This window comes from Frankia sp. BMG5.23 (assembly GCF_000685765.2).
Classification (GTDB): Bacteria; Actinomycetota; Actinomycetes; order Frankiales; family Frankiaceae; genus Frankia; species Frankia casuarinae.
Genome location: NZ_JDWE01000012.1, coordinates 20,789 through 44,450, shown reverse-complemented (window position 1 = coordinate 44,450; position 23,662 = coordinate 20,789). Strand labels below are relative to the sequence as shown.

Genomic DNA, 23,662 nt, shown 5'->3' with positions numbered 1-23,662 from the left:
GGACGACCGTGGGCAGCCGCGGGTAGCCATGGAGGCTGCCCCAGTCCGGCCACGAACCTTCGTAGTGAGCCATTCACGAGGTTTACCGGTATCGGCCGGGTTTGGTGGACGCCAGGGCGGACAGATATCGACAGTCCAGAGGGCTCACGCCGCCGGTCGCCGAGGCTCGTCCCGCGGTCGTCGGGACGACAACCGTGAGAGGGCCGTTGTCGTCAGCCTGACTCGCACGGCTATCCGACCGGCGGCAGGGTTGTTTCGCGCCGGTTTGGCCAGGACGACTGGGAGACGATTCATATGACCCTCACCGAGGTCCCGCGCTCCGCCCCCGCCGATGTTCCGCCCACCGGCGAGGCACCGGCACAGGTCGAGAGCCCGCCGGCCAAGATCAGGGCCAAGATCAGGGCCGAGGCCAACGTCAGGGCCGGGAACGAGACCGGGAACGAGGCCCAACGGCTGGTCGGCCCCGGCCCCCGCCACGCCGCCCAGCGTGCCCTCCTCGAACGGAACCGGGCGTTGAAGCTCATCGACACCGGTCGGGCGACGACCGCGGCCGTCTGCGCGGTCCGTGACACGGGCCTGCGGGTGAACGGCAGGCCGGTCGCCGAGGTTCATCTGCTCATCGAACGCCCCGGCGCGTGGGGCAACGTGTATCCGGTGGTGCGCAGCACGGTCCTTCCCGACCCGGACGTCGACCTGAGCGAGGCGGCGACGGCTTCGTCGGGCCGCCCGCGTCGTATCCCCGTGCTGGTCGATCCGCACCGTCCGGAGAACGTGCTGCTGGGCTGGGATCTGCGGCCGGCGAGCTGACGAAGCCGTCAACGAAGCGGCCGACGAAGCCTGCGGGATGGGTCGGCCAGGCGCCTCAGGGACGGTCCCGGTCAGGCGGCTGCGAGGCCCAGGTCGCGCAGCAGCTTGGCGACATGACCGGTCGCGCGGACGTTGTACTGCGCCACCTCGATCGTGCCGTCCGTGCCGATCACGAACGTCGAGCGGATCACGCCGATGGTCTTCTTCCCGTACATTGTCTTCTCGCCGAAGGCGCCGTACGCGGCGAGCACCTTCCGCTCCGGGTCGGAAAGCAGCGGGAACGTCAGGGCTTCCGCGTCGCGGAACTTCACCAGCTTGGCGGGCTTGTCGGGAGAGATCCCGAGCACGTCGATGCCGGCGTTGTCGAGCTGGGCGAGGCTGTCCCGGAAGTCGCAGGCCTGCTTCGTGCACCCCGGGGTCGACGCGGCCGGATAGAAGTAGACGACGACCCGCCGTCCCCGGTAGGACGCCAGGGACACCTCGTTCCCCTCGGAGTCGGGCAGGGTGAAGTCGGGTGCGATGTCGCCGGGGACCAGACGGGCGGCGTTGGCGGTCTCAGTCATGGCCCGAAAAGTAGCCGTGGCCCGCGCGGGACGGCAAACCCCCGGCGGACAGATCCCCAACGTGGCGAGGTTCGGGGGACCTGGGCACGGTCTGTGCACCGTGGACCGTGCCCAGGTCCCCCATCTGCTCAGGCTGCCCTGCTCAGGAGCCCGGTCAGGCTGCCGCGTCGACCGCCGCGCGGAAGCCCTCCGGGGTGAGCTGCTCCCCGGACAGCCGCTTGCCGTTGACGAAGACGGTCGGCGTGCCGGTGACGCCGGCCTTCGATGCGTCCTCGTCAACCTTGGCGACGTACCCGTCGTAGGTCCCCTCGTTGACCGCTTTCCGGTACGCCTGCGAGGTCAGCCCCGCTTTCGCTCCGAGCGTGATGAGCGTGTCGTTGGTGAAGCCGCCGGTGCGCTCCTCGGGCTGGTTCGCGTACAGCACATCGTGCAACTGCCGGAACCTGCCCTCGTTGGCGGCTGCCGCCGCCGCGTTCGCTGCCCGCTTCGACTCCGGCCCGATGAACGACATCATGTGGTAATCGATCTTGATTTTGCCGTCGTCAAGGAGCTTGCCGATGGTCGGCCCGGTTGTCTTCTCCAGCGTCCCGCAGATGGGGCACTGGAAATCCTCGTACAGGTCGACGGTGACCGGTGCGGACGCCTTGGCGACGACGATGCCGTGATCGGTGCCGGTGGCGCTCGCTGGCAGGACCACCGGCTTCGACTCCTCGCGGGAGTTCTGGACGGCGAAGCCAATCACGCCGACCAGGACGAGAACGGCCAGCACCACGCCGGTGATGATGCCGCGCCGCCGTCGCCGTTCCCGCGCTGCCGCCGCGGCCCGCGCCGCCGCGGCTTTGGCCCGTCGCTCCTGTCCGCTGACCGTCTTGCCTCCACTTGCCGGGGGGGTCGCGTCGGGCCTTGCGCCGCCGCCAGGGGCCCTACCGCCGGTCGTCAACGGTGCCTTCTTCGACTTCGCAGCCATCAGCGGTACTCCCGGAAAGATCGTTCACTGGTTGGTCGAGGAGACGGTCCACCGCCAGGTAGCCGCTCGGCCGCCAGGCCAGCAGCCCGGCGGCGGCGAGCAGCAGGCTGTCGCGGATCAGCTCGGAGGTGTAGTGCGTCGGGGCGTCGGCAGTGAGATCACCCCCAGAGGAGAAGCAGCCGCAGTCGATCCGCAGCCCCCGGGTGGCGGCCGACGCGATCGCTGCGATGTAGACGGCGAACATCACCGCGGACACGACGGCGGACAGCCGCACGGCGAGCCCCACGACGAGCAGCATCCCCAAGGCGATCTCCAGGAACGGGACGCCGTACGCGATCGGCTGCACGAGGGCATCGGGCAGGATGCGGAACGCCCGCACGGAGCGCACCATCCCGTCCGGGTCGTTGACCTTCAACAGCCCGGCGACCAGCCAGACCACGCCGAGGCCGAGGCGCAACACTGTGGAGACGGCGCGACTGGCCGGCTGCATGGGGGTGACAAGGCTGTAGGTGATCGGATTCAAGACCGTGCTTCTTCTGATCCGGACCGCTCGGCGGTCAGTTTGGGCAGGTCGTCGATGTATTCCTGGACGCTGGTCCCCGCCAGGTACAGCGCGCGGATCCTGTCATCCCGAGAGAAGACGATGACCTGGGCGCCATGGGTGACCAGAACGGAGCCGTCGGCCTGGACCTCCGGTTTCTCCAGGGGAACGCCCAAGGCCTCGGCCTCGGTACGGATCCGGTCGAACGGGCCGCGGACGCCGATGAAGGTTGCGTTGAACTGTTTAAGCCAACGGCTGAGGACCGCCCCCGTATCCCGATCAGGGTCGGTCGTCACGAAGACGACCGTCACCTGGTCACGCACGTCCGGTTTCACCTCGCCGAGTGCCGACGCGAGGTCCGCCATCGTGGTCGGGCAGACGTCCGGACAGTGGGTGTAGCCGAAGAACAGCATAGTGATCTTCCCCTGCGTGCGTGTGCGCAGGTCGAAGGGACGGCCGTCGGCGTCGGTGAGGTTGAGGGCCGGCTTGGCCAGCCGCCTGGCCGGGACGGTGCCGTGCAGGCTGCCGTCGCCGCCGTTGCCCACATCGACGATCTTCACTCCGGTGTCGGTTCCCGAGCCGGCGCAGGCGGTGAGCAGCGCCATCGAGGAAGCGACCAGGACCGTGGCAATGGTTCCGGCCAGCGCCGGACGGCGCCGCCGGGAGCGCGACGGGGGGAACTGTCCAGGCGGGGAACCGGCGTCGTGACGGGAACCCGTGTCGTGACGAGGATGGTGGACTGGGGACATGACGCTCCAGGGCAGGGCCGGGCAGGACGGATCGGGGCCACGGAAAACGTGTCCGCCTGACTGCGGCAGGTGCTGACGGTGGGAGTCGCCCGGGGCGACTCCCACCCGGGCCAGAGCACCGCTGGCCGTCGCGCACAGCGTTCAGCGTAATGTCCCGCCGGACGGATTCCGGTGTGCGGTTGCTTCCGCCTGCGGCGCCAGCTGCGCGGTGTCTGCGGCGCCAGCTGCGCGGTACGGAGACCGGGACCGGACGGGGCGAGACGCCGCGCGTCAGGGCGCCCGCGTGACGTGTCGCGCCACTGGCGGTTTGGTCTCGCCGGGCGGTGATGTGTCTGGCACGATCGTTGCAGGCCGGTCGCACCCGACGGAGATGTCCGTGGCGTCCATCGACGCCGATCGACGCCAGCCGCGGGAGCGCGTCCGCCATTCGCAACGGACGAGAGGGCGACATCGGTGCCGCAGGACCCGGCCGTGATCCAGCAACAGATCGAAGAGACCCGCGCCGAACTGGCGGAGACGATCGATTCCATCACGGAGATCGTCAGCCCGCGCCGCGTCGCCGAGCGGGCCCAGATGCAGCTGCGGGTGAAGACCGCCGAACTGCGCCACAGGTACGGTCCGGCCCTCGGGATCGGCCCGGGGCCGGCGCTTCCCGAACTGGAAGCCGGCGTCGGAGCCGATGGCGTGGACCGGCGGGGGGATGCGGGCACGCTGACCGGGGGTGCGCTGGACGGCAGGGCGGTGCCCGGCCCCTCTGGCGGCGCCACCGTGGTCCGGGTGGTGCGCTGGGAGCGGGTCGTTCTCGTGGGTGGAGGTGTGCTGCTCCTGGTGGGTGGGATCCGTCATCGCCGTCGTCGCCGGTCGTCCCGGCGCGGGTGAGCGGCCCGCCCGCCCGCCTGGGCCGCTCCCGGGCCGGTCGCGCCGACTCCCTGCCCCCGCCTACAGGTCGCCGGTGCGGCGCAGCCAGGCCAGCATGAGGATCCCCGGCAGCACCGGCAGCCAGAAGCTGATCAGGCGGTAGACGAGGACCGCGGTGAACATGGACGCCGCCGTACCGCCCGCGGCCGCGAGCCCGAAGGCCAGTGCCGGTTCGATCGCGCCGATGCCGCCGGCTGTCGGCGCCGCGCCGGCTACCATCGAGCCGATGAGGTAGACCGCGGCAACGGACAGCAACGTCATGCTGGTGCCGAATGCCCAGACCGTGCAGGCGAGCGCGAGGATCTGGAAGAAGCGTGTCCCTGTTTGGGACAGCAGCAGCAGCAGAGCCCGGCACGGGGAACGGGCGAGGATCTTCAGATGGGTGTCGAAGGCCCGCACCGCCGGCCGGGCCTTCGACCGGATCCGTGGATGGGCCACGGTGCCCGTCACGAGCGCGCAGACCGCCCCACAGCCGAGCACGAACGGCCCCGGCCCGAGCCCCTGGACAGTGGACCGCAGCGGGTTGGCCACGGCAGCCCCGATGCCCGAGTCGCTGAGGGTGCCGGCGACCAGGACGATGCCCCCGAGGTGCGCCACCCCGCCGGCCACCTTGATCGACGTGATGGCCGCCAGGGCCGCGGGACGCGTCATCCCGCGCCGTTCCAGGAAACGCAGATGGATCGCGATGGCCCCGAGACCCGCGGGCACGATCCGGTTCGCCGCCGCTGCCGCGACCTGCAGGCCGGTCACGGTGCGTAGCTCGATCCGCAGGCCGCTGGCCGCCCGCGTGGACAGGCCGTTGGCGAAGTAGAACAGGACCGAGGAGAGCGCGCAGATGACGAGCCAGTGCCAGCGGGGCGTGGGAACGCCGGCCAGCCGTGAGGCCATGTCGCCGCGGAAGCGCACGGCCAGGATGGTGAGGGGCACGGCGAGCACGCCGGCGAGCAGGACGTTGCGCCGCCGGGACCGGGACGATCGAACCGGTCCGAGACGGAGCGCGAGCGGTTCGGCGAAGACGTGGACGTCACCGGCCGGGGATGCGACGAGCTCGCCCCTCGGTGTCGTTGTAGAGCTCGGTTTCGTTGTAGAGCTCGGTGTCGTTGCAGCCACGTCGTCGGAGTTGTCGTCCGGGTGGGCACCGGGGCGTCGTAGTAGCTGCCGGGTCAGCACCACCGGCGGTGGAAGCGGGGGCGCGGGCGCGGCGGCGCTCTCGGCGCTGACAGCGCCGAGCAGGACCGGAGTCTCGATGACTACCCCCGTAGGATCGACAGGCGCGATCACGGTCGTGATGCAGAGGAGACGTACGTCACGGTACGCGGCTTGACGGTATGCGGCTTGGCTGAACAGCAGCTGAAGCAGTCTCATTGCCAACCTGGCCACCGGAAGTCGCGCGACGACGCTTCGGGAGGAATCGGTCGGCGGCCCTGGTCAGGAGCCGCAGACCGCCTCGATCGGATCCTGTTGGCGTGGCAGGTCGAACCAGACCTGCTTGCCTGACCCCCGGGTGTCCGGTACCTCGACGACACCCCACTGCATTGCCAGCGCGGCGACCAGATGCAGGCCCCGGCCCGACTCGTCGTCGTCGTGGGCGGGCTTCAGCACCGGCCACAGCGAGCTTCCGTCGTCGACCGCGATGCGGATCCGGTCGTCGCGCAGGGACAGTGTGAGGCACAGGGCGGCGCGGGCGCCGACGAAGCGCACCGCGTTCGTCACGACCTCACTGACGAGTAGCTGCGCGACCTCGACGGTCTCCGGGCGGCCCCAAGCGGCGAGCAGCTCGGTGACCAGCCGGCGGGCTCGGCTGGCGGCGCGGGGATCGGCGGGCAGGTCGAAGCGTGCGCTGAGAGCTTCGGCCACGCCTCACCTTCCGGGGGGTTGTCAGTCACGGTCGTCGTTCCGGTGCGGGGGTCTGCCGCGTCGCGTTACTGCCACCATGACCGCCCCCCCAAACCTGACCCTCTGTGGTCGTCGAGCCGGGCAACGGCCACGCGACGCATCTGGATACCGCGACCGGGACGTCCGGGCGACGCGACGCGCCGAGGACGGCATCGGCGCTTCCCCCGCCGGGGTGCCGGGCCGGGGTGGCAGGCCGTCCCAGCGGGGCGGGTCGGCCTGCCCCGCTGGGACGGCCGGGCGGGTGACCGCGTCGGGGATGGCGTCAGATGACGTCGATGCCGTCCAGCACCGACTCGCGGCGAGCCATCCAGGCCCGCGTGACCTCGTCGACCGCGGTCTGGTCGATGCGGGCCGCCGCCGCCGACAGATCGCTGCGGGGGGACGGCACCATGTCCGCATCCGCATCCGCTCGCGCGGCTGTTCGCGGCATGGCAGCCCGACCGGGGTGTGACGAGTTCGGCGGGTCGATCCCAGGTTGCGCGTACCGGCTACCGGAGCCATGCGGTACACCACCGGTTCCGTCCGGGGCGCGCCCGTCGGGCGGGGTCGGGTTCCGATCGAAGGCCGGCCCGGGGTGGTCGGGACGGCCGATGGGCCGTGGGCCGGGCTGGTCCCTCGTCGGCTGCCCACCCGGTTCCGCGCGCCGCTGCGGTGCTCGGGGACGGTCTGCCCAGGCTCTCGCCCCGTTCCCCGCGGGGCGTCCCGGGGACTCGGCCGGGCCCGGCCGTCCGCGGTCGGGCTGTCCGCGGTGTGTGGATCCCGGCTGCATGGATCCCGACCGGGTGGATTCCGGCGGCGTCGGCCCCGGCTGGGGTGATGGCCGGCCCTGGTGGCGTCCGGGCCCCGGCAGCGCGGGACCGGGGTCCGACGGGCCGCCTGGCCCGGTTCCGGTGCCGGTCATCGAGCGCGGCGTCTCGACCCTGGCCGTGGCCATCTCGACCGGACCGGAGATCGAGGGAGCGGGCCGGGATGACGGCACGACGACATCGTCCCGGGCCACCGACGGGTTTACGGCCGGCGGGTAGCCGTCCGCGGCGGACCGGTCCCGGTCCGTGGGGTACCCGCCCGTCGGATACCGGTCCGAGGAGTATCCGTTGGGAGCATGTTGCCGCCCGCCGGGCAGTCGTGGCCGGGCACCGGTTGGCCGCGGAGCACCCCGCTGGGCGGGATGGGCAGCCGGGGGCGGGTAGCCCGAACGGTCGGAGTATCCGCCGGACGGCGGGTGGTCGGAGTCTGCCGGGGACCCCATGGGCAGGTGGGCAGCCGCCCCGGGCATCGGCTCGGGGAACTGTCCAGGAACCGGGACAGGCGGCCTGACCGGTGACTGTGGTGGCGGGGGTGACTGTGGTGGCGGGGGTGACTGCGGTGCGGGCGGTCTGGCCGCGGGGCGAGCCGGAGGGAACATCCTGGCCTCGTCAACCGCCCGGCTGTCCGGTGCGGCGCCCGGCGACATGCCGGTGATCGCGATGATCGACGCGCAGGGCCAGAGACGGTCGCAGCTCAGGCAGAGGTCGAACTCATTCGGCTGATGAAGGTCGATGAGGGTGATCAGCGAGTGAATATGCTCGACGATCTTCGGGCCGACCAGGACCGGCCCACGGGCGATGACGTCGAGCTCCGAGCGCAGTCGCCCGTGATACTGCTCGACGTCAGCAAGGCGCGGATCCTCCATCACCGGCAGCATGCACCATAGCGGGCCAGCGGGCACGAAGGGTGTAGCCCGTTCGGGTTCACCGTCACCGCTGACTCACGTTCCGTTTCTGACTCGCGGTGCCAGACGCCGCTGATGGTTCCCTCTCCCTTACGTGCGGTGAGGGCGGGAAGTGGGTTCGCCGGGACGGGCCGCATGGTCATGCCGAGCCGGAGTCCGGACGGCGTGGCCGCGGGGAGGCGCTGATCGCAGATCAGGACCGGTCCGGCCGGACCTCGTCCGTGCGGCGGACCTGCCGCATCAGACCCTCCTGAAGCCTGGCGAACTCCTCGATGTAGGGACTTTCGACCTGCCCGGGGGCACCTCCGGGCTCCTTGCCCGGCGCGGACCGGTCGAACGGCTCGAAACTCGCGAACTGCCCGCCGGCACCCGGCGGCATGCGGTCGGGCTGGCCGTCGAACGCGGGATAGTGCCCACCCCCCGCCGCCTGAGCGCCCCGCTCGGCGGGTCCGTCGTACCCGGGTCCGTAGGAGGACGGCAGGCCGTTGCTGCTCTGCGGGACCGCACGGTCCGCGGCGTTGTCGAACGCCGGGTAGTGGGCACCGTTGGCCGAGGCCGCGCGGTCGGTGGGACCGTCGTAGGCGAACCCCGAGCCGTTGGGACTGCCGGCCCCGGGGCTGATCGAGAGCGGGGCGCCGCGCATGCTGTCGCCGGAGGTGTCCGGCTGCTCCGTGGAGAGGAACCCCTCGGATGCCGGGTAGATGCGGGCCGACAGGCTGACCGACATCGGGTCACTGCCGTAGGTGATGACGTCAACCTGGTCCTCCGCGCTGATGCCGCCGCTGCGGGCGAGATCGACGAAGCGGAACAGATCGGCCCACCGTAGCCCATCGAGGTCGACGCTGATACGCAGTGCCATGATCGTGCCCCATCCCTGAGGTTCGTTACGTGCCGACGGTTACCTGGGCGCCAACGGACGATCGAGGGGTGACCGGCTCGCCCCCGTCAGCGCCAGCCCGGGCGGCGATGGGCGGCAGCTTATACCGCGTTGGGAGACCATTCCCCATCCGGGGAGGTTCGGCTGGCTCTGCTCCGATAAGGCGAAGTGGGGGTATCGCGTTCTTCGTCGCGTCCCGTCACCCGAGGGCATTCCCGGGCGGAACGTTGGCGGGGAATCAGGGCGGCCGGGCTGGCCCCTCCGGTGAGGAGGTGTGGGGTGCGTGGATGCCGGCCGGGAGGCGTGGAAAGTCTCGGCCGGCGGACGTGGTCGGTCGATCGGGCGGTCGTGAAATGCCGCCTGGGGTGTCACCGGTGATTGGAAGGCGGGTAGTGTCCGACCCTGTGAACGTTGTGTCCGGCGGTGTCAACGGGGTCGGCGCGGCTGGGGTGGGCACGCAATCGGGTGTCATGCAGTCCGGCGCGCTGCCAATCAGGCTCCTGCACGACCGCGTGCTGGTCGAGCCGCGTGAGGATTCCGTGGACCGGCGGTCGAAGGCGGGCATCGTCATCCCCCCGACCGCGCATATGGGGAAGCGCCTGTCCTGGGCGGACGTCGTCGCGGTGGGGACGGCCGTGCGGACCATCCAGGTTGGCGATCGGGTGTTGTTCGACCCCGAGGACCGGGCCGAGGTGGAGCTGCACTCGACCACCTACGTTCTGCTGCGGGAGCGGGACGTGCACGCCGTCGCGGCGGAGCGGTTGGACGACGGCCTGACGGGTCTGTATCTCTAGATCCGGCCGGTCGGCCCCCAGGCTTGCGTGGCCCTTTCCGACCATCCGATGACGGCGCGGCGTCCAGGTGGTGTACGGTGCCGCATCGATCGAGATGCGGGCGGTCCACCGGAGTCGTGATGTTTGATCATGGCTGTGGCGGGAGTGACACCGCGCCAGCCAGGCGCTGCCTGGCCTGACGCGGTTCCGCCCCGTATCCTTCGCTCGGCTCTGGAGATCCGCGTTCCGGCCGGGACCCTTGGATGTGGTGGAGGCACCCGGAAATGCGGACACAGGGCATCGCGTCACCTCAATCTTTGGGGTCACTGCGTACTGTAACCAGCCGATGTCCTGAGGTGCAGTGTTTCATGGCTCCTCACGCTCGGTCGAACCCAAGACCGATGGGTTGGCATACCCATTGGGTGAACGACGGCAGGGAAAGGAAGGAGACGCATGGCTCGTGACTTCGACGCTCGGCGAAGCACGGATGTCGAGGAGGACGAGCTCCAGGAACAGAGCCTGGAGACGCTCAAGGCGCAGCGCGCCGGTGCGGCGGCGGACCTGGGGGACGACATGGACGCCCTCGAGGCCGAGCTGGACCTTCCGGATGCGGAGGTGCGCGACGAGGAACTGTCGCTGCGGGTACTTCCCCGGCAGGCCGACGAGTTCACCTGCACTCGATGCTTCCTGGTGCAGCACCGCAGCCAGCTCGCAGACGTCCGTCACGTCGTCTGTTCGGACTGCGCGGCCTGAGGGCCGGGTCCCGGGGCGGGGTGTCCCTCGACGGCGGGCGGTGCGGACCGGTTGCCCGGTTGCCCGGTCGTCTGAGTAGGCGTACCACTACCTAGCGCGAGTTTGTCGCTGGGGGTGGTGCGGATGCTCGACGAACAGTCACCGATGTCCGGTTCCGTCCGGTCCCGTCCCGCCGCATTTGAGGGTCGACGGCCCCTCCGCCCGGAGGATGCCGCTCCCCGTCCCGGGGAGGAGGATCCCGCGGACGGTCCCGAAAGCCTGCCGCTGCTCCTGAACCGGTTCGTCCCCCCGCCGGCCCCGCCGGGTCATGTCGATCGACCACGGCTGCTCGACGCACTCGACGCCGCCACCGTCCTGCCCCTCACGGTGGTGCGGGCTCCGGCCGGCTCGGGCAAGACGGTGCTGGTCGCGGCCTGGGCCGCGGCCCGGCGGGGGGAGACGCCGATCGTGTGGGTGCGGGTCGATCCGGCGGTCGTCCCCGGCCCGCGTGGCGGGGGGCCGGGCCTCCCACTGTGGCCGCAGCTGCTGCACGGGCTGGGACGACACGGTCTGCTCCCGGCCGGTGAGGGCTTTGGGAGCCGGTACGGTCCCGCGGCCGACGATCTTTATGATCGGCGTTACCGACGGCTCGCCAACATCCTCGCCGACCTCCCGACGTCCTTCATACTGATCCTCGACGACGTGCATCTGATCACCCGGCGTTCGGACCTCGACGGCCTCGAACTGCTGATCGACGGGGCCGCGGATCGGGCCCGGATCATTCTGATGGGCCGGACGGTGCCCGTGGCGCTGCACCGGCTGCGGGCCGCCGGGTGGATCACCGAGATCGGTCCGGCAGATCTCGCCTTCACCCGGGCGGAGGCCGCCGCGCTCCTGGGCCGGCAGGAGATCACGGGCCGGCAGGAGATCACGGCGTCGCCCGCGACGGTGAGCGGTCTCGTGCACGTCACCGAGGGCTGGGCGGCCGGGCTGCGGCTGGCGGCCGGGGCGCTCGCCGCACGGGAACGACGACCACTGCCGGGGGCGGATGGGCGGTGGGAAGCGGCCGTCGCATCCCCGTCCGGTGGCCTCGGTGACACGGCTGGTTTCTCCGGCGCCGTGGCCGGCCATCCCGCGATCGCCGATTTCCTGCGGGCCGAGGTGCTAGCCGGTAAGCCGTCGCCGGTACGCCGCTTCCTCCTGCGGACCAGTGTCCTGGAGCGCATGACCGGGCCGCTGGCGGACGCCGTCGCGGCCGAGCGGATGGACGCGGGCGTCCTGGCGGCGGCTACCGGCTCGCGTGCCGCGCCGGCACCCACGGTGGGCGCACGGGTGAGCGGGAAGGAAGTTCTGGCGGCACTCGCGCATGCCGACGGCTTCGTGGTCGAGCTCGACCACGACGGCGGATGGTTCCGCTTTCACCGGCTGCTTGCCGCGGTGCTGCGTTCCGCGTTGGCCGCGGACGGCGACGAGGACACCGCTGAGCTCCACTTGCGAGCCGCGATCTGGTTCGCCGCGCACCGTCGGACGACGGACGCGGTACATCACGCCGCGCATGCCGGGGATTGGTGGTACGCGGCCTGCCTGCTCGTCGATGGGACCGAGATGGTGGACGCCCTGCATGGCGGCGTCGCGGGGTTCAGCCCGATCATGACGGGGATGCCGGACTCCCCGGCCTCGTGGTCGCCGGAGTGCGCACTGGTCGCCGCCGTGGGCCGGCTGGGCCGGGGACAGGTGGGGGCGGCCACCAGATACCTGCAGGTGGCCCGGGGGAGCATCGCCGCGGCGGTCGTGTCCCGTCGTCGCGCGCTCGCGGTCCGGGCCGATCTCGTCGACCTGCGCCGGGCGGAGCTCGCCGGGGCGTGCGAGGAGATGCTGAGCATCACCCGCCGGTTGCTACGGTCCCCGGGCAGGCCGGGCGCCGTGCCGCAGCCGGTTGGTCCGGTGGTTGCCGGTGTGACGGGGCGGGCGGAGGCTGCGGGGAAGGGCCGGCCACGACCGCCCGCCGACATGCGGCCGCCGGGAGATCCCCGGTTCCTGCCCGCCGGCCCCGTCGGGGGCGCCGAAGGTCCCGGACGGGAGCCGGGCGGTGTTCGACGTGATCACGTCGGGGGAGACGTGGCCCGCCCCGGCTCCGTCGTCGGTGGGGCCCCGCCGGACCGCCCGGCCGGGATCGTCGCGCGATCGACCGGTGGTGGCGTGGATGGGGGCGTGGATGGTTCCGACAGGATCGCGGCAGCCGTGGCCTGGTGTGCGCGCGGGCGGGCGGAGCTCTGGCTCGGCCGTCCCGACCTGGCGCTGGAGGCGTTGCGGGAGGCGATGACGGCGGCCCGGGATACCGGTCTGCGGACGGTCGAGGCATCGGCGTCCGGGGCGATGGCTCTCGCCTACGTGCTACGGGGTCGGTTGCGGCAGGCCGAGTCCAGCGCGGCAGCGGCGGTCGCCACCGCCGCTGTGATCACTGCCAGCCCGGTCGATCCCACGGCCGTCCCCGCATCCTCGGATGGTCGGACCGACATGCCGGCAGGCCTGGTCGAGGCGCATCTCGCCCATGCGATGGTGGCGGCAGCCCGGGTCGACGACGTGCGTGTCACGCACCATCTCGACCTCGCGCGGATGGCCTTCACCCCGGCGCATCCTCCCTACCTGCTCGATCTGATCGTCGTGCTGGAGGCGAGGGCGCGATGCCGGCGTGGGGAGGCGGACGATGTGCGGGCTGCCCGCCGTCTCCTGGCGTCGCGAGGACGGCCGGCCGGACCGCCGCTGTGTCTGTCGCTGTGGCGCGCCGCCGAGACCGACCTGCTGATCGCCGTCGGGAACGCCCAGGCTGCCCGGCAGCTGCTGGGCCAGCTGGCCGACACCCGCCGGCCGGACCATGCTCTCGCGCTCGCGGCGGCCCGGGCGAACCTCGCGTGCGCTGATCTAGAGGGAGCGGAGCACGCGGTGGCGGCTCTGCTGCGGGCGGACGGTGGCGGAGGCGGTTCGGTGGTGTCGGCATGTGTGGTGGCAGCGGTGGCGGCCGCGCGGCGTGATGACCATGCGCGGGCCACCGACCTGCTGGCGCGTGCCCTCGCGCTCGCCGAGGACGAGGGACTCGCTGGCCCGTTCCTCGAATTCGGCGGCGAACCGTTGGCGATCTTGGATGCCCATCCCGGCCTCTCCGCCGCACATCCGTTCTTCGTGTCGACTTTGCGGGCCATGGCCACGACGGAGTCCGCCGCCGCGGTGAACCCGCGGACGCCGACCAACGGCGGACCGGTCATGGCCGTATCCGGGGCGGGGGTGCCGCCTCTGGGGGTGCCGCCTCTGGGGGCGGCCGGCCTGGAGGTGCCGAACGGGGGGACGCCGAGCGGGGGGATGCCGAGCGGAGAGGTGGCGGTGCCCGCGCCCGCGTGGCCGGCCACCCCACGTCGATCCGTCATGAGCGGGCGAATGGCACGTCCGGCCCTCATGACCCCCGCGGCGCGCTCGGCGCCGCCTGACCGTGACAGGCAGGGGGCCGACGTCCCGCGCGGCCCCTCCGGCCCCTCCGGCCCCTCCGGTCCGGCGGGCTACGGCCTTGGGACGGGAACAAGTCCGATCTCCCTAGGGCAGCCGGGGGCGCGTGAGCGCTCACCCGGTTCCAGGGACGGGCGGGGACCCGGTGCGGGTGGCCGGCTCAGCGACCGGGAACTCGCGGTCCTCAGCTATCTGCCGACGATGTTGACGACCACCGAGATCGCCGCCGAGCTCTTCGTCTCCGTGAACACGGTGAAGACGCACCTGAAGAGCATCTACCGCAAGCTCGACGTGCCACGGCGTCGCGACGCTGTACATCGCGCGCGCGAATTGCGTCTATTGTAAATAGTCATACCGTTTATCGTAAAAATAAATTTTAGGTGGGAGGTCAACGGTCCGGTGGTCGGGGCGCCGCGATCAGGATGACGGTGATTCAGTGAATCGCGGCGGGCACGGGGGTGGGTACCCTCCCCCCGAGCCGGGTCCGTCGTCCACTGCGTCCGCATAGCCGGCATCGGTGCGGTCGCTCTCCGTGTGACCGGGGCCCGTGTGACCGGCATCGAGGTAGCCGGCATCCCTCTGGATCCTGTTGGACCCGGGCTGCGGTGGGCCGTACCGGTATGTGCCGAACGCCGCCGTTCGTTCGATGCGCCGCCCGATCGGGCCGGGACCAGGCCCGATCGGTGTCCGCCCCGCTCCGCGGGTACGTGCGGTGGCCCGTGCCGGTGCCGGCAGGAAGGCGCGGAGCAGGCAGATCATCGATGTCACGATCCCCGTGATCATCAGGATCAGACCCAGAACCTGGAGATCCACTCCGGTGGTGTGCCAGGTGAGCGCGTAGCGCAGGATGGCACCCACCACGACCAGGAAGACCGACCGCCCCAAGGTCATCGCCTTCGTACCTCCGCCTCTCTCCTACCGTGGCTTTGGTCTCCTGCTGTGGCTTCGACCTGTGGCTTCGGCCGGTCGATGATCGGTGCATGGCCACATCGCGCCCCGGCCGCGCTCGATGGTGTCCGCGCTCGATGTGTCGTCGTCGTGGAGCGGCACCATGGGATGGGTGGTCCGTGCGGGGAGCGGAGAACTCCACCCCTCCGGGGCGGGCCGCGGACCGCTGGCGAAACCGTGCACTGCCGCCGTGGATACCCTGCGTGACCAATGTTCATGCTGTCGATGTCGGTCGGGATCCAGGGCTCACCCGCGCCGGAGGACGTTTTCCGGCTTCTTTCGCGGCCGCGATCGAGGCCGGGGGAGCCAATCTCGTACTTGTGAGGTAGCCCCGACGGGCGGTGCCAGCGGGAGGGAAAAATCACCTCGAGCCACTGCCGGGGGGCCGCCGGACGCCGTCATCCCAAACGTTTACGTGCGTTAAGGTCGCGTTTTCCCCGGCTGAGCCGAAGATGCGGGGTGAGTGTGATCGGGGGGGCGTGGGCGACTGCTGGCGTAGCGAGGGAGGTGGGCCCTACGCTTGCCGAACCTGTCCAACTTCGCCGGAAATCAACCTGGCGGCATCGTCCCTAGCGGACGAGGCCTGGCGTCGGTTCTGAGTTCTGACCCCCCCGGAGGCACGTGTGACCGACCGAGTTTCCCGCCCGCATGATGTTATCGGTGAGGACGCACTACATCGGCCGCGAATTGGCGTGACCGTCGACACATCCGCCGAGGCCGCTGCGGCGGGCCGGGTCGCGAGGCGTGTCTCCGCGAGCTCACCCGCACCGCTGACCCCGCCGCACCGCTCGCCGGCCACCCGGCATTCCGCCGCCACCGGCGCCGGTGCGGGGCGACCGCTGCACCAGCGCTCCGGCCCGCCGGGGAGCGGCGTGCCGATGGGCGGCTCGCCGATGGGCCGCGGCGACGTGCCGAGCGCCACCGGCCGCGCGGTCCCGGCCGGTGGCCCGCCCGTCCGGTCCGCTCCGGTGGCGCGTACCGCGCCGATGCCGCGGGACCTGGCTCTCGGCGCGGCCGAGCTGCGCGGCATCCTGCGCGTGGTGGAGGACTGCGAGCGGGCGTCGTCGCTGGCATCCTTCCGCGAGCTCGCCCTGGACGGCATGGCCCGGCATCTCGGTTACCGGCATTCCGCCTTCTTCCTGGGCTCCTCGCTCGAGACCGCCTTCCAGGACGCCCGGCCCACCGGTCGCGGGCTGGCGCTTCGACTCGCGGGCCCCTACCTGGAGCGTTACCGGGAGCTGGAGGCCCTCAGCAATCCGGACAGCCTGCGTTCGGTCCGCGAGCGGGGGCTCGCCACCCTTGACGATCTCGGCGTCCCGGAACGCCCGGAGGTGCGGATGCGCCTGGAGCGGTTTCTGCGGGCACACGGCATCCACGCGAAGCTGCTCATCCGCCTGTTCGGTCCGTCGAACGTGGGCGCCGTGGTGTCCCTGCTGGATTCTCGGCCGGGCGCGTTCGGACCGCGGGACCGCGCCGTCGGGGCAGTTCTCGGGCGGCATCTCGGTAATCTCCTGCGTTTCTACATCCGGGCGGACCCGGGCCCGTCGGTCGCGGGCAAGCTGTCGGCGCGCGAGCGCGACGTCGTCCGTCTCGTCGCCGAAGGCCGTTCCAACCGCCAGGTCGCCGAGGCGCTGTGCATCAGCATCGACACGGTCAAGCACCATCTCACCCATGCGCTCGTGGCGACGGGGTGCACGAACCGGACCCAGCTGGCGATCGCGTGGCAGCGGGAGACGAGCGCGTTCGCGGCCCCCGGCAACCCGCGGCCCTGAAACTGTGACGTCATAAGGTCATGAGGCCGCTGCCGTGGATGTTCGATCGGTGGGATCCGTGGGATCCGCGGCGGTGCCGATGATCTACGACCTCAGATTCGAGCCGCGAACCCCGGTGCGCCACCGCGCGGGACGCGGTCGCCGGCACCTGATCCTCCGATGACGGCGATCATGATCGACCTCTCCATCGGGGCCGCCGGCATTTCGGCGCGAAGGGATGAGGCGAGAGGCCGGTCCCGATGATCGAGCAGTGGCGGGAACGGACACCCTGCGTGTCCGTTCCCGGTGCCGACGGCCGCGTGCCGATGATCCCACCCGGGTGACAAAGCCGGTCCGTGGTAATCGATCTGGCCTCGCCTGACCGGTCCCGAGGGTCATGTCCTGCACGCCCCGCGACGACTGTCGCTTATTGTGGCTGAAATGTTGCCATTGGCATCCCTATTGAGGTCGTTGCCGGAAAGTTGATCGGATAAGCTTGCGATCGACGGCGCGCTGTGACTAGGTTGGCCGATGTCCCTTCTGGTCCGCATGGGGTCTGAAGGAGTCAGTCTCCGTCCGTCAGCGCCTGACCCGGCCGGCGGCGACCACGATCGATTTTCAGGACGGTGTCCGCCCGTGGTTCCATACCTCCCGGGGCGTCGTCCTCGCATCCGATTTCTCCAGGCCCTGCGCGTGCGGGCGTGTGTTGCCGGAAAGTAGCCACATCTGTTCATCGCCGCATTAGATGATCGATTCTGAAGAGAAACCGCCGCGACCGGCGACCGGGATAGCGACCTGCGTGATACTCATTCGTAACCTCCATCGATGGCCGCAGCGATTGATGACGTCGCCCGGTGCACACCCCTGCGGGCTCTGTGTAATCCCGATCCGCGACATCGTCATCGATGTCCGGCGGTGGGCGAGCCGGCGACTGGATGTCGTCCGAACCTGGTCACGGCGACCGCGCCAGTGGTCCGATGGGCCCACGATCACCGCTGTGGTCCGGCACCGCGCAATGATCCCAACCGAGCCGGCTAGTATTCCGCGCACGTTGGCAATCCCGTGTCGGCTAATCGGATGCGGCCGCCGTGGGACCGGGGGACACCAGTTCCGCGACAGCCTGTTGGGGGTTGGTTCGTTTTTCGCATACTCAGGGCGGATGCGGCTTCCCGGATGTCTGCCGTCCCGACGGCACTGACCAGGAGGTCTGGATGGTGCGGGCGGTCCTGTCGTCCGAAACAAGTCGATCATGCTGGTTCGGTGGGTGAGTTCCATGGCCTCGATGCGCCGCCGCGACGATCGTGCGGCAGCGGACGCGCTGCCGGCCACGGGTCTGCCGGCTGCCCGCCTGCCCTTGAGGTGCCCGCCCACGCGGACCAGCGATTACCCGCCCATCCGGACCAGCGATTGCCCGCCCATGCGGACCAGCACAGCTCCCTCAGCCTCTGCCCCCTCAGCGCCCTGCCTCAGGCGGGGACCGGTCGGGAGGACCAGCCGATGACCACTGCACCCAGCGCGTCACCCGTGGCCTCGCCGGCCAATCCCGCCGACCGCGATCCGCTCGACGCCCGCGAGCTGGTCGTGGTGATCACGCCGTTCGCCGAACCGTCCGCGTCCCTGGTCGCCGCGGTGCAGCGGGCCGGAGGGCTCGGGGTGCTGGATCTCGGGCTGCTGGCCGGACCGGCGCGTGATGCGCTGCGGGACGCCGCGCGGTGGGCGCCGGGCCGGTTCGGGGTGCGGGCTGCCCCCGGCTGCCCCCTCGATCCCGACGAGCTGCCCGCGAGCGTCGGGACCGTCGTACTCGTCGCCCGATCCGGTCCGGATCCCCGATCCGGCCCCGTCGCGTGGGCGGATGCCGGGCCGGGCCCGGGGAGCCGCTGGGACATCGGCGCGCTGACGAGCCGGTGGCGGACGAGCGGGCCGCGTGGAGAGGCGCGGCGCCGGGTCTGGGCGGAGGTCACCTCGGTTGCGCAGGCGCGCGACGCGGTGGCGGCGGGGGTCGAGGGACTGATCGCGCGAGGCAACGAGTCCGGGGGGCCTGTGGGCGACCTCACCACCTTCACCCTCCTGCAACATCTGCTCGCGCAGGCGTTCGTCACCACCGAGGGCGCGCCGCTGCCCGTGTTTGCCGCTGGCGGGATCGGTCCGGCCACCGCGGCGGCCGCGGTGGCCGGCGGCGCGGCCGGTGTGGTCCTGGACTCCCAGCTCGCCCTGGTGCGTGAGATGGAGCTGCCGGCACAGGTCGCGGCGGCGATCCGCGCGATGGACGGCAGCGAGACCACCCTCCTCGCCGGCTACCGGGTGTACACCCGCCCCGATCTGCCCGTCGCCGCCATGACGGGCGCCGCCATGACGGGCGCCGCCATGGCCGGCGCTGCCACGGCGATCCCGTTCCGGCTGGGTGCGCGTGATCTGCGTAACCAGTTTCTCCCGGTCGGCCAGGACGGAGCGTTCGCCGCCGATCTCGCCGACCGCCACGTGACCGCGGGCGGTGTCGTACGGGCCGTGCGTCAGGGCATCCGCGAGGGCATCGCTGCCGCCGCCCGTACCCGTCCCCTCGCCCCCGGTGCGCCCTTCGCCGCTGCCCGCGGCCTGCGCCACCCGGTCGCGCAGGGACCGATGACGCGGGTCAGCGACCGGGCGGCGTTCGCTCATGCCGTCGCCGACGAGGGCGGGCTGCCTTTCCTCGCCCTGGCGCTGATGAGCGGCGAGGACAGCCGCGCCCTGCTGGAGGAGACCGCGGACCTGCTCGGGGACGCGCCCTGGGGGGTCGGGGTCCTCGGGTTCGCCCCGGCGCCGCTGCGGGCCGCCCAACTCGCCGCCGTGCATGACGTGCGTCCTGCCTGCGCGATCGTCGCCGGAGGTCGCCCGGCACAGGCGGCCCCGCTGGAGGCCGCCGGCATCGACACGTTCCTGCATGTCCCGTCCCCGGGGCTGCTGAACCGTTTCCTGGCCGACGGCGCGCGCAAGTTCGTCTTCGAGGGGCGTGAATGCGGCGGGCACGTCGGGCCGCGGGCGAGCTTCCCGCTGTGGGAGGCGCAGATCGCCGGCCTGCTGGAGTTCGGCACGACCGATCAGGCCGGTCCGGACTTCTTCGCGGGCCTGCATCTGCTGTTCGCCGGGGGCGTGCATGACGCCCGTTCCGCTGCGATGGTCGCCGCGGCGGCCGGGCCGCTCGCCGAGCGGGGCGCGAGCGTCGGCGTGCTGATGGGCACCGCGTACCTGTTCACCGCCGAGGCCGTCGCGTCCGGGGCGATCCTGCCGGGTTTCCAGCAGGCCGCTCTCGACTGCGAGCGCACCGTGCTGCTCGAGACCTCTCCCGGTCATGCCACCCGGTGCGTGGAGTCCGCGTACGTCCACACCTTTCTGGGCCGTCGCCGTGAGCTGATCGCCGCCGGCAACTCCCGCCAGCAGATGTGGGAGGAGCTCGAGGCGCTCAACCTCGGCCGGCTGCGGGTCGCGAGCAAGGGCCTGCGCCGTGAGGGCAGCGAGGTCGTCACGGTCGATCCCGCGACCCAGGCCCGGGACGGCATGTACATGATCGGACAGGTCGCCGCCCTGCGTTCGCGGCGGACGAGCATCGCCGAGCTGCATGACGAGGTCACCGCGCAGGCCACGGCCGGGCTCGCCGCCCGCTCCGCCGAGCTGCGCTCCGCCGAGCCGCGGCCCGCCGACAGGAGCGCGGCGCCCGGCCGCCCGGCCGCCCGGCCGCTCGACATCGCGATCGTCGGGATGTCCGCGATCTTCCCGGACGCCCCGGACCTGGCCAGCTTCTGGGCGAACATCGTCGCCGGCAACGACGCCATCCGCGAGGTCCCGGCCGATCGCTGGGATGCCGAGGTCTACTACCACCCGGACGCGGTGCTCAGGGACGCTGGCCGCAGGACGCCGTCGAGATGGGGCGGTTTCCTCCCGCAGGTGCCGTTCGACGCGCTGGCCTACGGTATCCCGCCGAAGTCGCTGCGCAGTATCGAGACCAGCCAGCTCCTCGCGCTGGAGGTCGCCGCCCGCGCGCTGCGCGGCGCCGGGTACGACGCGGGCCAGAAGGACGTGGGCCAGAAGACCGCCGGCGAGAGTCGGGCGTTCGACCGCTCCCGCACGTCGGTGGTCTTCGGCACGGAGGCCGGGACGGATCTCTCCGGTGCCTACAGCTTCCGCTCCCTGTGGCCGGCGCTGCTCGGGGACCTGCCGGCCGAGCTGGAGGAGTTCCTGCCGGAGCTGGACGAGGACTCGTTCCCGGGCATGCTCGCGAACGTCATCGCTGGCCGGGTCGCCAACCGGCTGGACCTCGGCGGGGTGAACTTCACCGTGGACGCGGCCTGCGCGTCGTCGCTCGCCGCCCTCGACGCCGCCTGCAAGGAGCTCGTCGCGGGCACCTCGGACATGGTGCTGTGCGGCGGCGTGGACACCCACGCGGGCGCCCACGACTTTCTGCTGTTCTCCTCCGTCCATGCGCTGTCTCCGGGCGGTCGGTGCCGCAGCTTCGACGCGGGCGCCGACGGCACCAGCCTCGGTGAGGGGGTGGCCGTCGTCGTGCTCAAGCGGCTCGCGGACGCCGAACGGGACGGCGACCGGATCCACGCCGTCATCCGGGCCGTCGCCGGTTCCTCCGACGGGCGGGCCCTGGGGCTGACCGCGCCGCGCAAGGCCGGCCAGGTGCTCTCCCTGGAACGGGCCTACGGGCGGGCGGGGATCTCGCCCAGCGAGATCGGTCTGCTGGAGGCGCACGCGACCGGAACGGTCGTGGGGGACCGCACCGAGCTCGCCACCCTCACCGAGGTCTTCACCAACCACGGTGCGACGCCGGGCCAGTGCGCGGTGGGTTCGGTGAAGTCGCAGATCGGGCACACGAAGTGTGCGGCGGGCCTGGCCGGTCTGATCAAAATGGCCAAGGCCGTCGAGACCGGGGTACGGCCGCCGACCCTGCACATCGACACGCCGAACGCCTATTGGGACGCCGAGAGCAGCCCGTTCTACTTTGACGACGTCGCCAAGCCGTGGGTTGCCCCGGCCGAGCGGCGCCACGCCGGCGTGTCGGCCTTCGGATTCGGCGGCACCAACTTCCACGTCGTGCTGTCCGCCTATGACGGCGGGCCCGAGCCCGCCCACGGCCTCGACAGCTGGCCCGCGGAGTTGTTCGTCGTCCGCGGCACCGACCGGGTGGCGGCCACCCGGGCGCTGGACCGGCTGGCCGAGCTGATCGTCGCGAACGACGCGGCCGGACGGCCGTTCCGTCTGCGTGACCTCGCCTCCACCGTCTGCGCGGAACGCGGCGGCCCGGTCCAGCTCGCGTTCGTCGCCGGCGACCTCGACGCGCTGCCCACCGCCATCGACCAGGCGCGCACGTTCACGTCGAACCCTCGGGCGGGTCTGTTCGTCCGGGACCAGGACGCGGATCCGGGTGCCACCGCGTTCCTCTTCCCCGGTCAGGGCAGTCAGCGGCCCGGCATGCTCGCCGACCTGTTCATCGCCTTCCCACGGCTGCGGTCCGTGCTGGACCTCGCCCCCCGGTGGGCGGACACGATGTTCCCGCCGGCGGCCTTCTCCCGGGAGCAGAAGGCCGCCCAGGCGGCCGCGATCACCGACACCCGTGCGGCCCAGCCGACGCTGGGGCTCGCCGGGCTTGCCGTCCACGACCTGCTGACCAGCCTCGGGGTGCGCCCGGACCACGTCGCCGGGCACTCCTACGGCGAACTGGTCGCGCTGTGCGCCGCCGGGGCGCTGGACCGGCGGGACCTCATCGGCCTGAGCGAGGCCCGTGCCGCGGCGATCCTGGCAGCCGCTGGCGACGACCCGGGCACGATGGCGGCGGTCTCCGCGTCGGTCGAGCAGGTCCGCGCCGCGCTCGACGGGGCCGTTACGGGTGGGGAGGCCGGACCGGGCCGGGTCGTCGTGGCCAACCACAACGCCCCGCGGCAGAGCGTGATCTCCGGGCCGACGGACGCCGTTGCCGCCGCCGTGGCGGCTCTCGGCCGGGCCGGCATCAGCGCCAAGCCGATCCCGGTCGCGTGCGCCTTCCACAGCCCGGTGGTGACGGAAGCGGCGACGGCGCTGGCCGCCCGGCTCGATGAGGTCGAGGTCGAGGCGCCGACCCTGCCGGTCTGGTCCAACACGACCGCCGGGCCCTACCCCGGCAGCCCGGACGAGGTGCGGGCGACGCTCGCCGGTCAGGTGGCGGCGCCGGTCAGGTTCGTCGAGCAGATCGAGGCGATGTACGCCGCGGGGGTGCGGACCTTCGTCGAGGCCGGGCCCGGCCGCGTCTTGGCGCAACTCGTCGGCAGAATTCTGGCCGGTCGACCGCACCGGGTGGTGGCCACCGACGTCGCCGGCGAGCCGGGGCTGCGCCGGTTGCTGCTGGCCCTCGCCGAGCTCGCCGCCGTCGGTGTCGAGCTCGACCCCTCCGCGCTGTTCACCGGCCGCGACGCCCGGGTGGTCAGCGCGACGGACCTGCCGCGCCGTCCCGGCTGGCTCATCGACGGGGCCTATGTGCGCACGCCCGACGGCCGGTTCCTTCCTGGTGGGCTGCGGCCGCCGACCCGGCTGACGGTGCGGACGACGTCACCCGGGGTCGCCTCCGTGCCCGGGGCCGCATCCGTGCCCGAGATCGTCGGCGTGCGCGGGTTCGTCGAGGACACCGTGGCGCCGGCTCCCCCGTTCGACCGCGCCGGCGTGACCGACCACAGCGAGACGACCGACGACCCTGCGGCGGGGCCCGCCGGACTGGCCGAACTTGGAGGTGACGGACCGGTGGACGCCGTGGTGCTGGAGTTTCTGCGAACCACCCGGGAACTGGTCGCGGCGCAACGTGACGTCGTACTGGGCTACCTGGGCATCGACCCGACCGGCCTGGCCCGGCCCGGCCAGCTCCCCGAGGGGCGGCCGGCGGACCTTGTGCGGCCGCGGCCGGGGGTCGTGTCTGACGACGTGCCGG

17 protein-coding genes are annotated in these 23,662 nt (G+C 71.9%); 8 read left to right on the top strand and 9 right to left on the bottom strand.

Features of this window, described 5'->3' with window-relative positions:
- The first annotated feature begins 294 nt into the window (after positions 1 to 294).
- Positions 295 to 807, top strand: coding sequence for a hypothetical protein (locus BMG523DRAFT_RS08060; protein WP_011435363.1), 513 nt, complete (start codon positions 295 to 297; stop codon positions 805 to 807).
- A 71-nt stretch (positions 808 to 878) separates the two neighbouring features.
- On the opposite strand, the gene bcp is transcribed toward BMG523DRAFT_RS08060, so the two are convergent.
- The 4 genes from bcp to BMG523DRAFT_RS08040 all read right to left on the bottom strand — a co-directional run bounded on the left by bcp (position 879) and on the right by BMG523DRAFT_RS08040 (position 3,627).
- The gene (bcp, locus tag BMG523DRAFT_RS08055; RefSeq protein WP_011435364.1) at positions 879 to 1,370 is read right to left on the bottom strand and encodes a thioredoxin-dependent thiol peroxidase; all 492 of its coding nucleotides are present in this window, start codon (positions 1,368 to 1,370) and stop codon (positions 879 to 881) included.
- A 154-nt stretch (positions 1,371 to 1,524) separates the two neighbouring features.
- Positions 1,525 to 2,337: a thioredoxin domain-containing protein gene (locus tag BMG523DRAFT_RS08050; protein ID WP_043590792.1), complete on the bottom strand. Its 813-nt coding sequence runs from the start codon at positions 2,335 to 2,337 to the stop codon at positions 1,525 to 1,527.
- The gene (locus tag BMG523DRAFT_RS08045) at positions 2,294 to 2,860 is read right to left on the bottom strand and encodes a MauE/DoxX family redox-associated membrane protein (RefSeq protein ID WP_011435366.1); all 567 of its coding nucleotides are present in this window, start codon (positions 2,858 to 2,860) and stop codon (positions 2,294 to 2,296) included. Before BMG523DRAFT_RS08045 ends, BMG523DRAFT_RS08050 begins: the two co-directional genes overlap by 44 nt.
- Positions 2,857 to 3,627: an SCO family protein gene (locus BMG523DRAFT_RS08040; protein ID WP_011435367.1), complete on the bottom strand. Its 771-nt coding sequence runs from the start codon at positions 3,625 to 3,627 to the stop codon at positions 2,857 to 2,859. Before BMG523DRAFT_RS08040 ends, BMG523DRAFT_RS08045 begins: the two co-directional genes overlap by 4 nt.
- 453 nt (positions 3,628 to 4,080) lie before the next feature.
- On the opposite strand from BMG523DRAFT_RS08040, the gene BMG523DRAFT_RS08035 reads away from it, so the two are divergent.
- On the top strand, positions 4,081 to 4,506 hold the full coding sequence (locus BMG523DRAFT_RS08035) for a DUF3618 domain-containing protein (RefSeq protein ID WP_011435368.1): 426 nt from the start codon (positions 4,081 to 4,083) through the stop codon (positions 4,504 to 4,506).
- A gap of 60 nt (positions 4,507 to 4,566) precedes the next feature.
- Here BMG523DRAFT_RS08035 and BMG523DRAFT_RS08030 read toward each other — a convergent pair whose 3' ends face one another.
- The 3 genes from BMG523DRAFT_RS08030 to BMG523DRAFT_RS26980 all read right to left on the bottom strand — a co-directional run bounded on the left by BMG523DRAFT_RS08030 (position 4,567) and on the right by BMG523DRAFT_RS26980 (position 6,832).
- Positions 4,567 to 5,910, bottom strand: a complete 1,344-nt coding sequence (locus BMG523DRAFT_RS08030) for a YbhN family protein (protein ID WP_011435369.1) — start codon at positions 5,908 to 5,910, stop codon at positions 4,567 to 4,569.
- A 63-nt stretch (positions 5,911 to 5,973) separates the two neighbouring features.
- Positions 5,974 to 6,402: an ATP-binding protein gene (locus tag BMG523DRAFT_RS08025; protein ID WP_011435370.1), complete on the bottom strand. Its 429-nt coding sequence runs from the start codon at positions 6,400 to 6,402 to the stop codon at positions 5,974 to 5,976.
- Positions 6,403 to 6,703: 301 nt separating this feature from the next.
- Positions 6,704 to 6,832: a hypothetical protein gene (locus BMG523DRAFT_RS26980; RefSeq protein WP_023841030.1), complete on the bottom strand. Its 129-nt coding sequence runs from the start codon at positions 6,830 to 6,832 to the stop codon at positions 6,704 to 6,706.
- Positions 6,833 to 7,208: 376 nt separating this feature from the next.
- Here BMG523DRAFT_RS26980 and BMG523DRAFT_RS08020 point away from each other — a divergent pair, with 376 nt between their 5' ends.
- Complete coding sequence (locus BMG523DRAFT_RS08020) at positions 7,209 to 7,466, top strand: hypothetical protein (RefSeq protein ID WP_023841029.1); 258 nt, start codon at positions 7,209 to 7,211, stop codon at positions 7,464 to 7,466.
- Positions 7,467 to 8,345: 879 nt separating this feature from the next.
- On the opposite strand, the gene BMG523DRAFT_RS08015 is transcribed toward BMG523DRAFT_RS08020, so the two are convergent.
- The gene (locus BMG523DRAFT_RS08015) at positions 8,346 to 9,011 is read right to left on the bottom strand and encodes a hypothetical protein (protein ID WP_043590791.1); all 666 of its coding nucleotides are present in this window, start codon (positions 9,009 to 9,011) and stop codon (positions 8,346 to 8,348) included.
- Between the two features lie 422 nt (positions 9,012 to 9,433).
- On the opposite strand from BMG523DRAFT_RS08015, the gene BMG523DRAFT_RS08010 reads away from it, so the two are divergent.
- From BMG523DRAFT_RS08010 to BMG523DRAFT_RS26340, 3 genes are all read left to right on the top strand, one after another.
- Complete coding sequence (locus BMG523DRAFT_RS08010; RefSeq protein WP_035908101.1) at positions 9,434 to 9,823, top strand: co-chaperone GroES; 390 nt, start codon at positions 9,434 to 9,436, stop codon at positions 9,821 to 9,823.
- Positions 9,824 to 10,255: 432 nt separating this feature from the next.
- Entirely contained in the window at positions 10,256 to 10,555 is a 300-nt protein-coding gene (locus tag BMG523DRAFT_RS08005; protein ID WP_011435374.1) for a DUF4193 family protein, read from the top strand.
- A 144-nt stretch (positions 10,556 to 10,699) separates the two neighbouring features.
- Positions 10,700 to 14,377, top strand: a complete 3,678-nt coding sequence (locus BMG523DRAFT_RS26340; protein ID WP_235462949.1) for a LuxR family transcriptional regulator — start codon at positions 10,700 to 10,702, stop codon at positions 14,375 to 14,377.
- 72 nt (positions 14,378 to 14,449) lie between these two features.
- Here BMG523DRAFT_RS26340 and BMG523DRAFT_RS24315 read toward each other — a convergent pair whose 3' ends face one another.
- Positions 14,450 to 14,923: a hypothetical protein gene (locus BMG523DRAFT_RS24315; RefSeq protein WP_011435376.1), complete on the bottom strand. Its 474-nt coding sequence runs from the start codon at positions 14,921 to 14,923 to the stop codon at positions 14,450 to 14,452.
- Positions 14,924 to 15,672: 749 nt separating this feature from the next.
- Here BMG523DRAFT_RS24315 and BMG523DRAFT_RS07990 point away from each other — a divergent pair.
- Together BMG523DRAFT_RS07990 and BMG523DRAFT_RS07985 are read left to right on the top strand one after the other, a co-directional pair.
- Positions 15,673 to 16,752 (top strand): LuxR C-terminal-related transcriptional regulator, encoded by a 1,080-nt coding sequence (locus BMG523DRAFT_RS07990; protein WP_235462948.1) that lies wholly within the window; start codon positions 15,673 to 15,675, stop codon positions 16,750 to 16,752.
- Between the two features lie 1,476 nt (positions 16,753 to 18,228).
- On the top strand, positions 18,229 to 23,662 hold a 5,434-nt coding region (locus BMG523DRAFT_RS07985), incomplete at its 3' end, for a type I polyketide synthase (protein ID WP_083494767.1).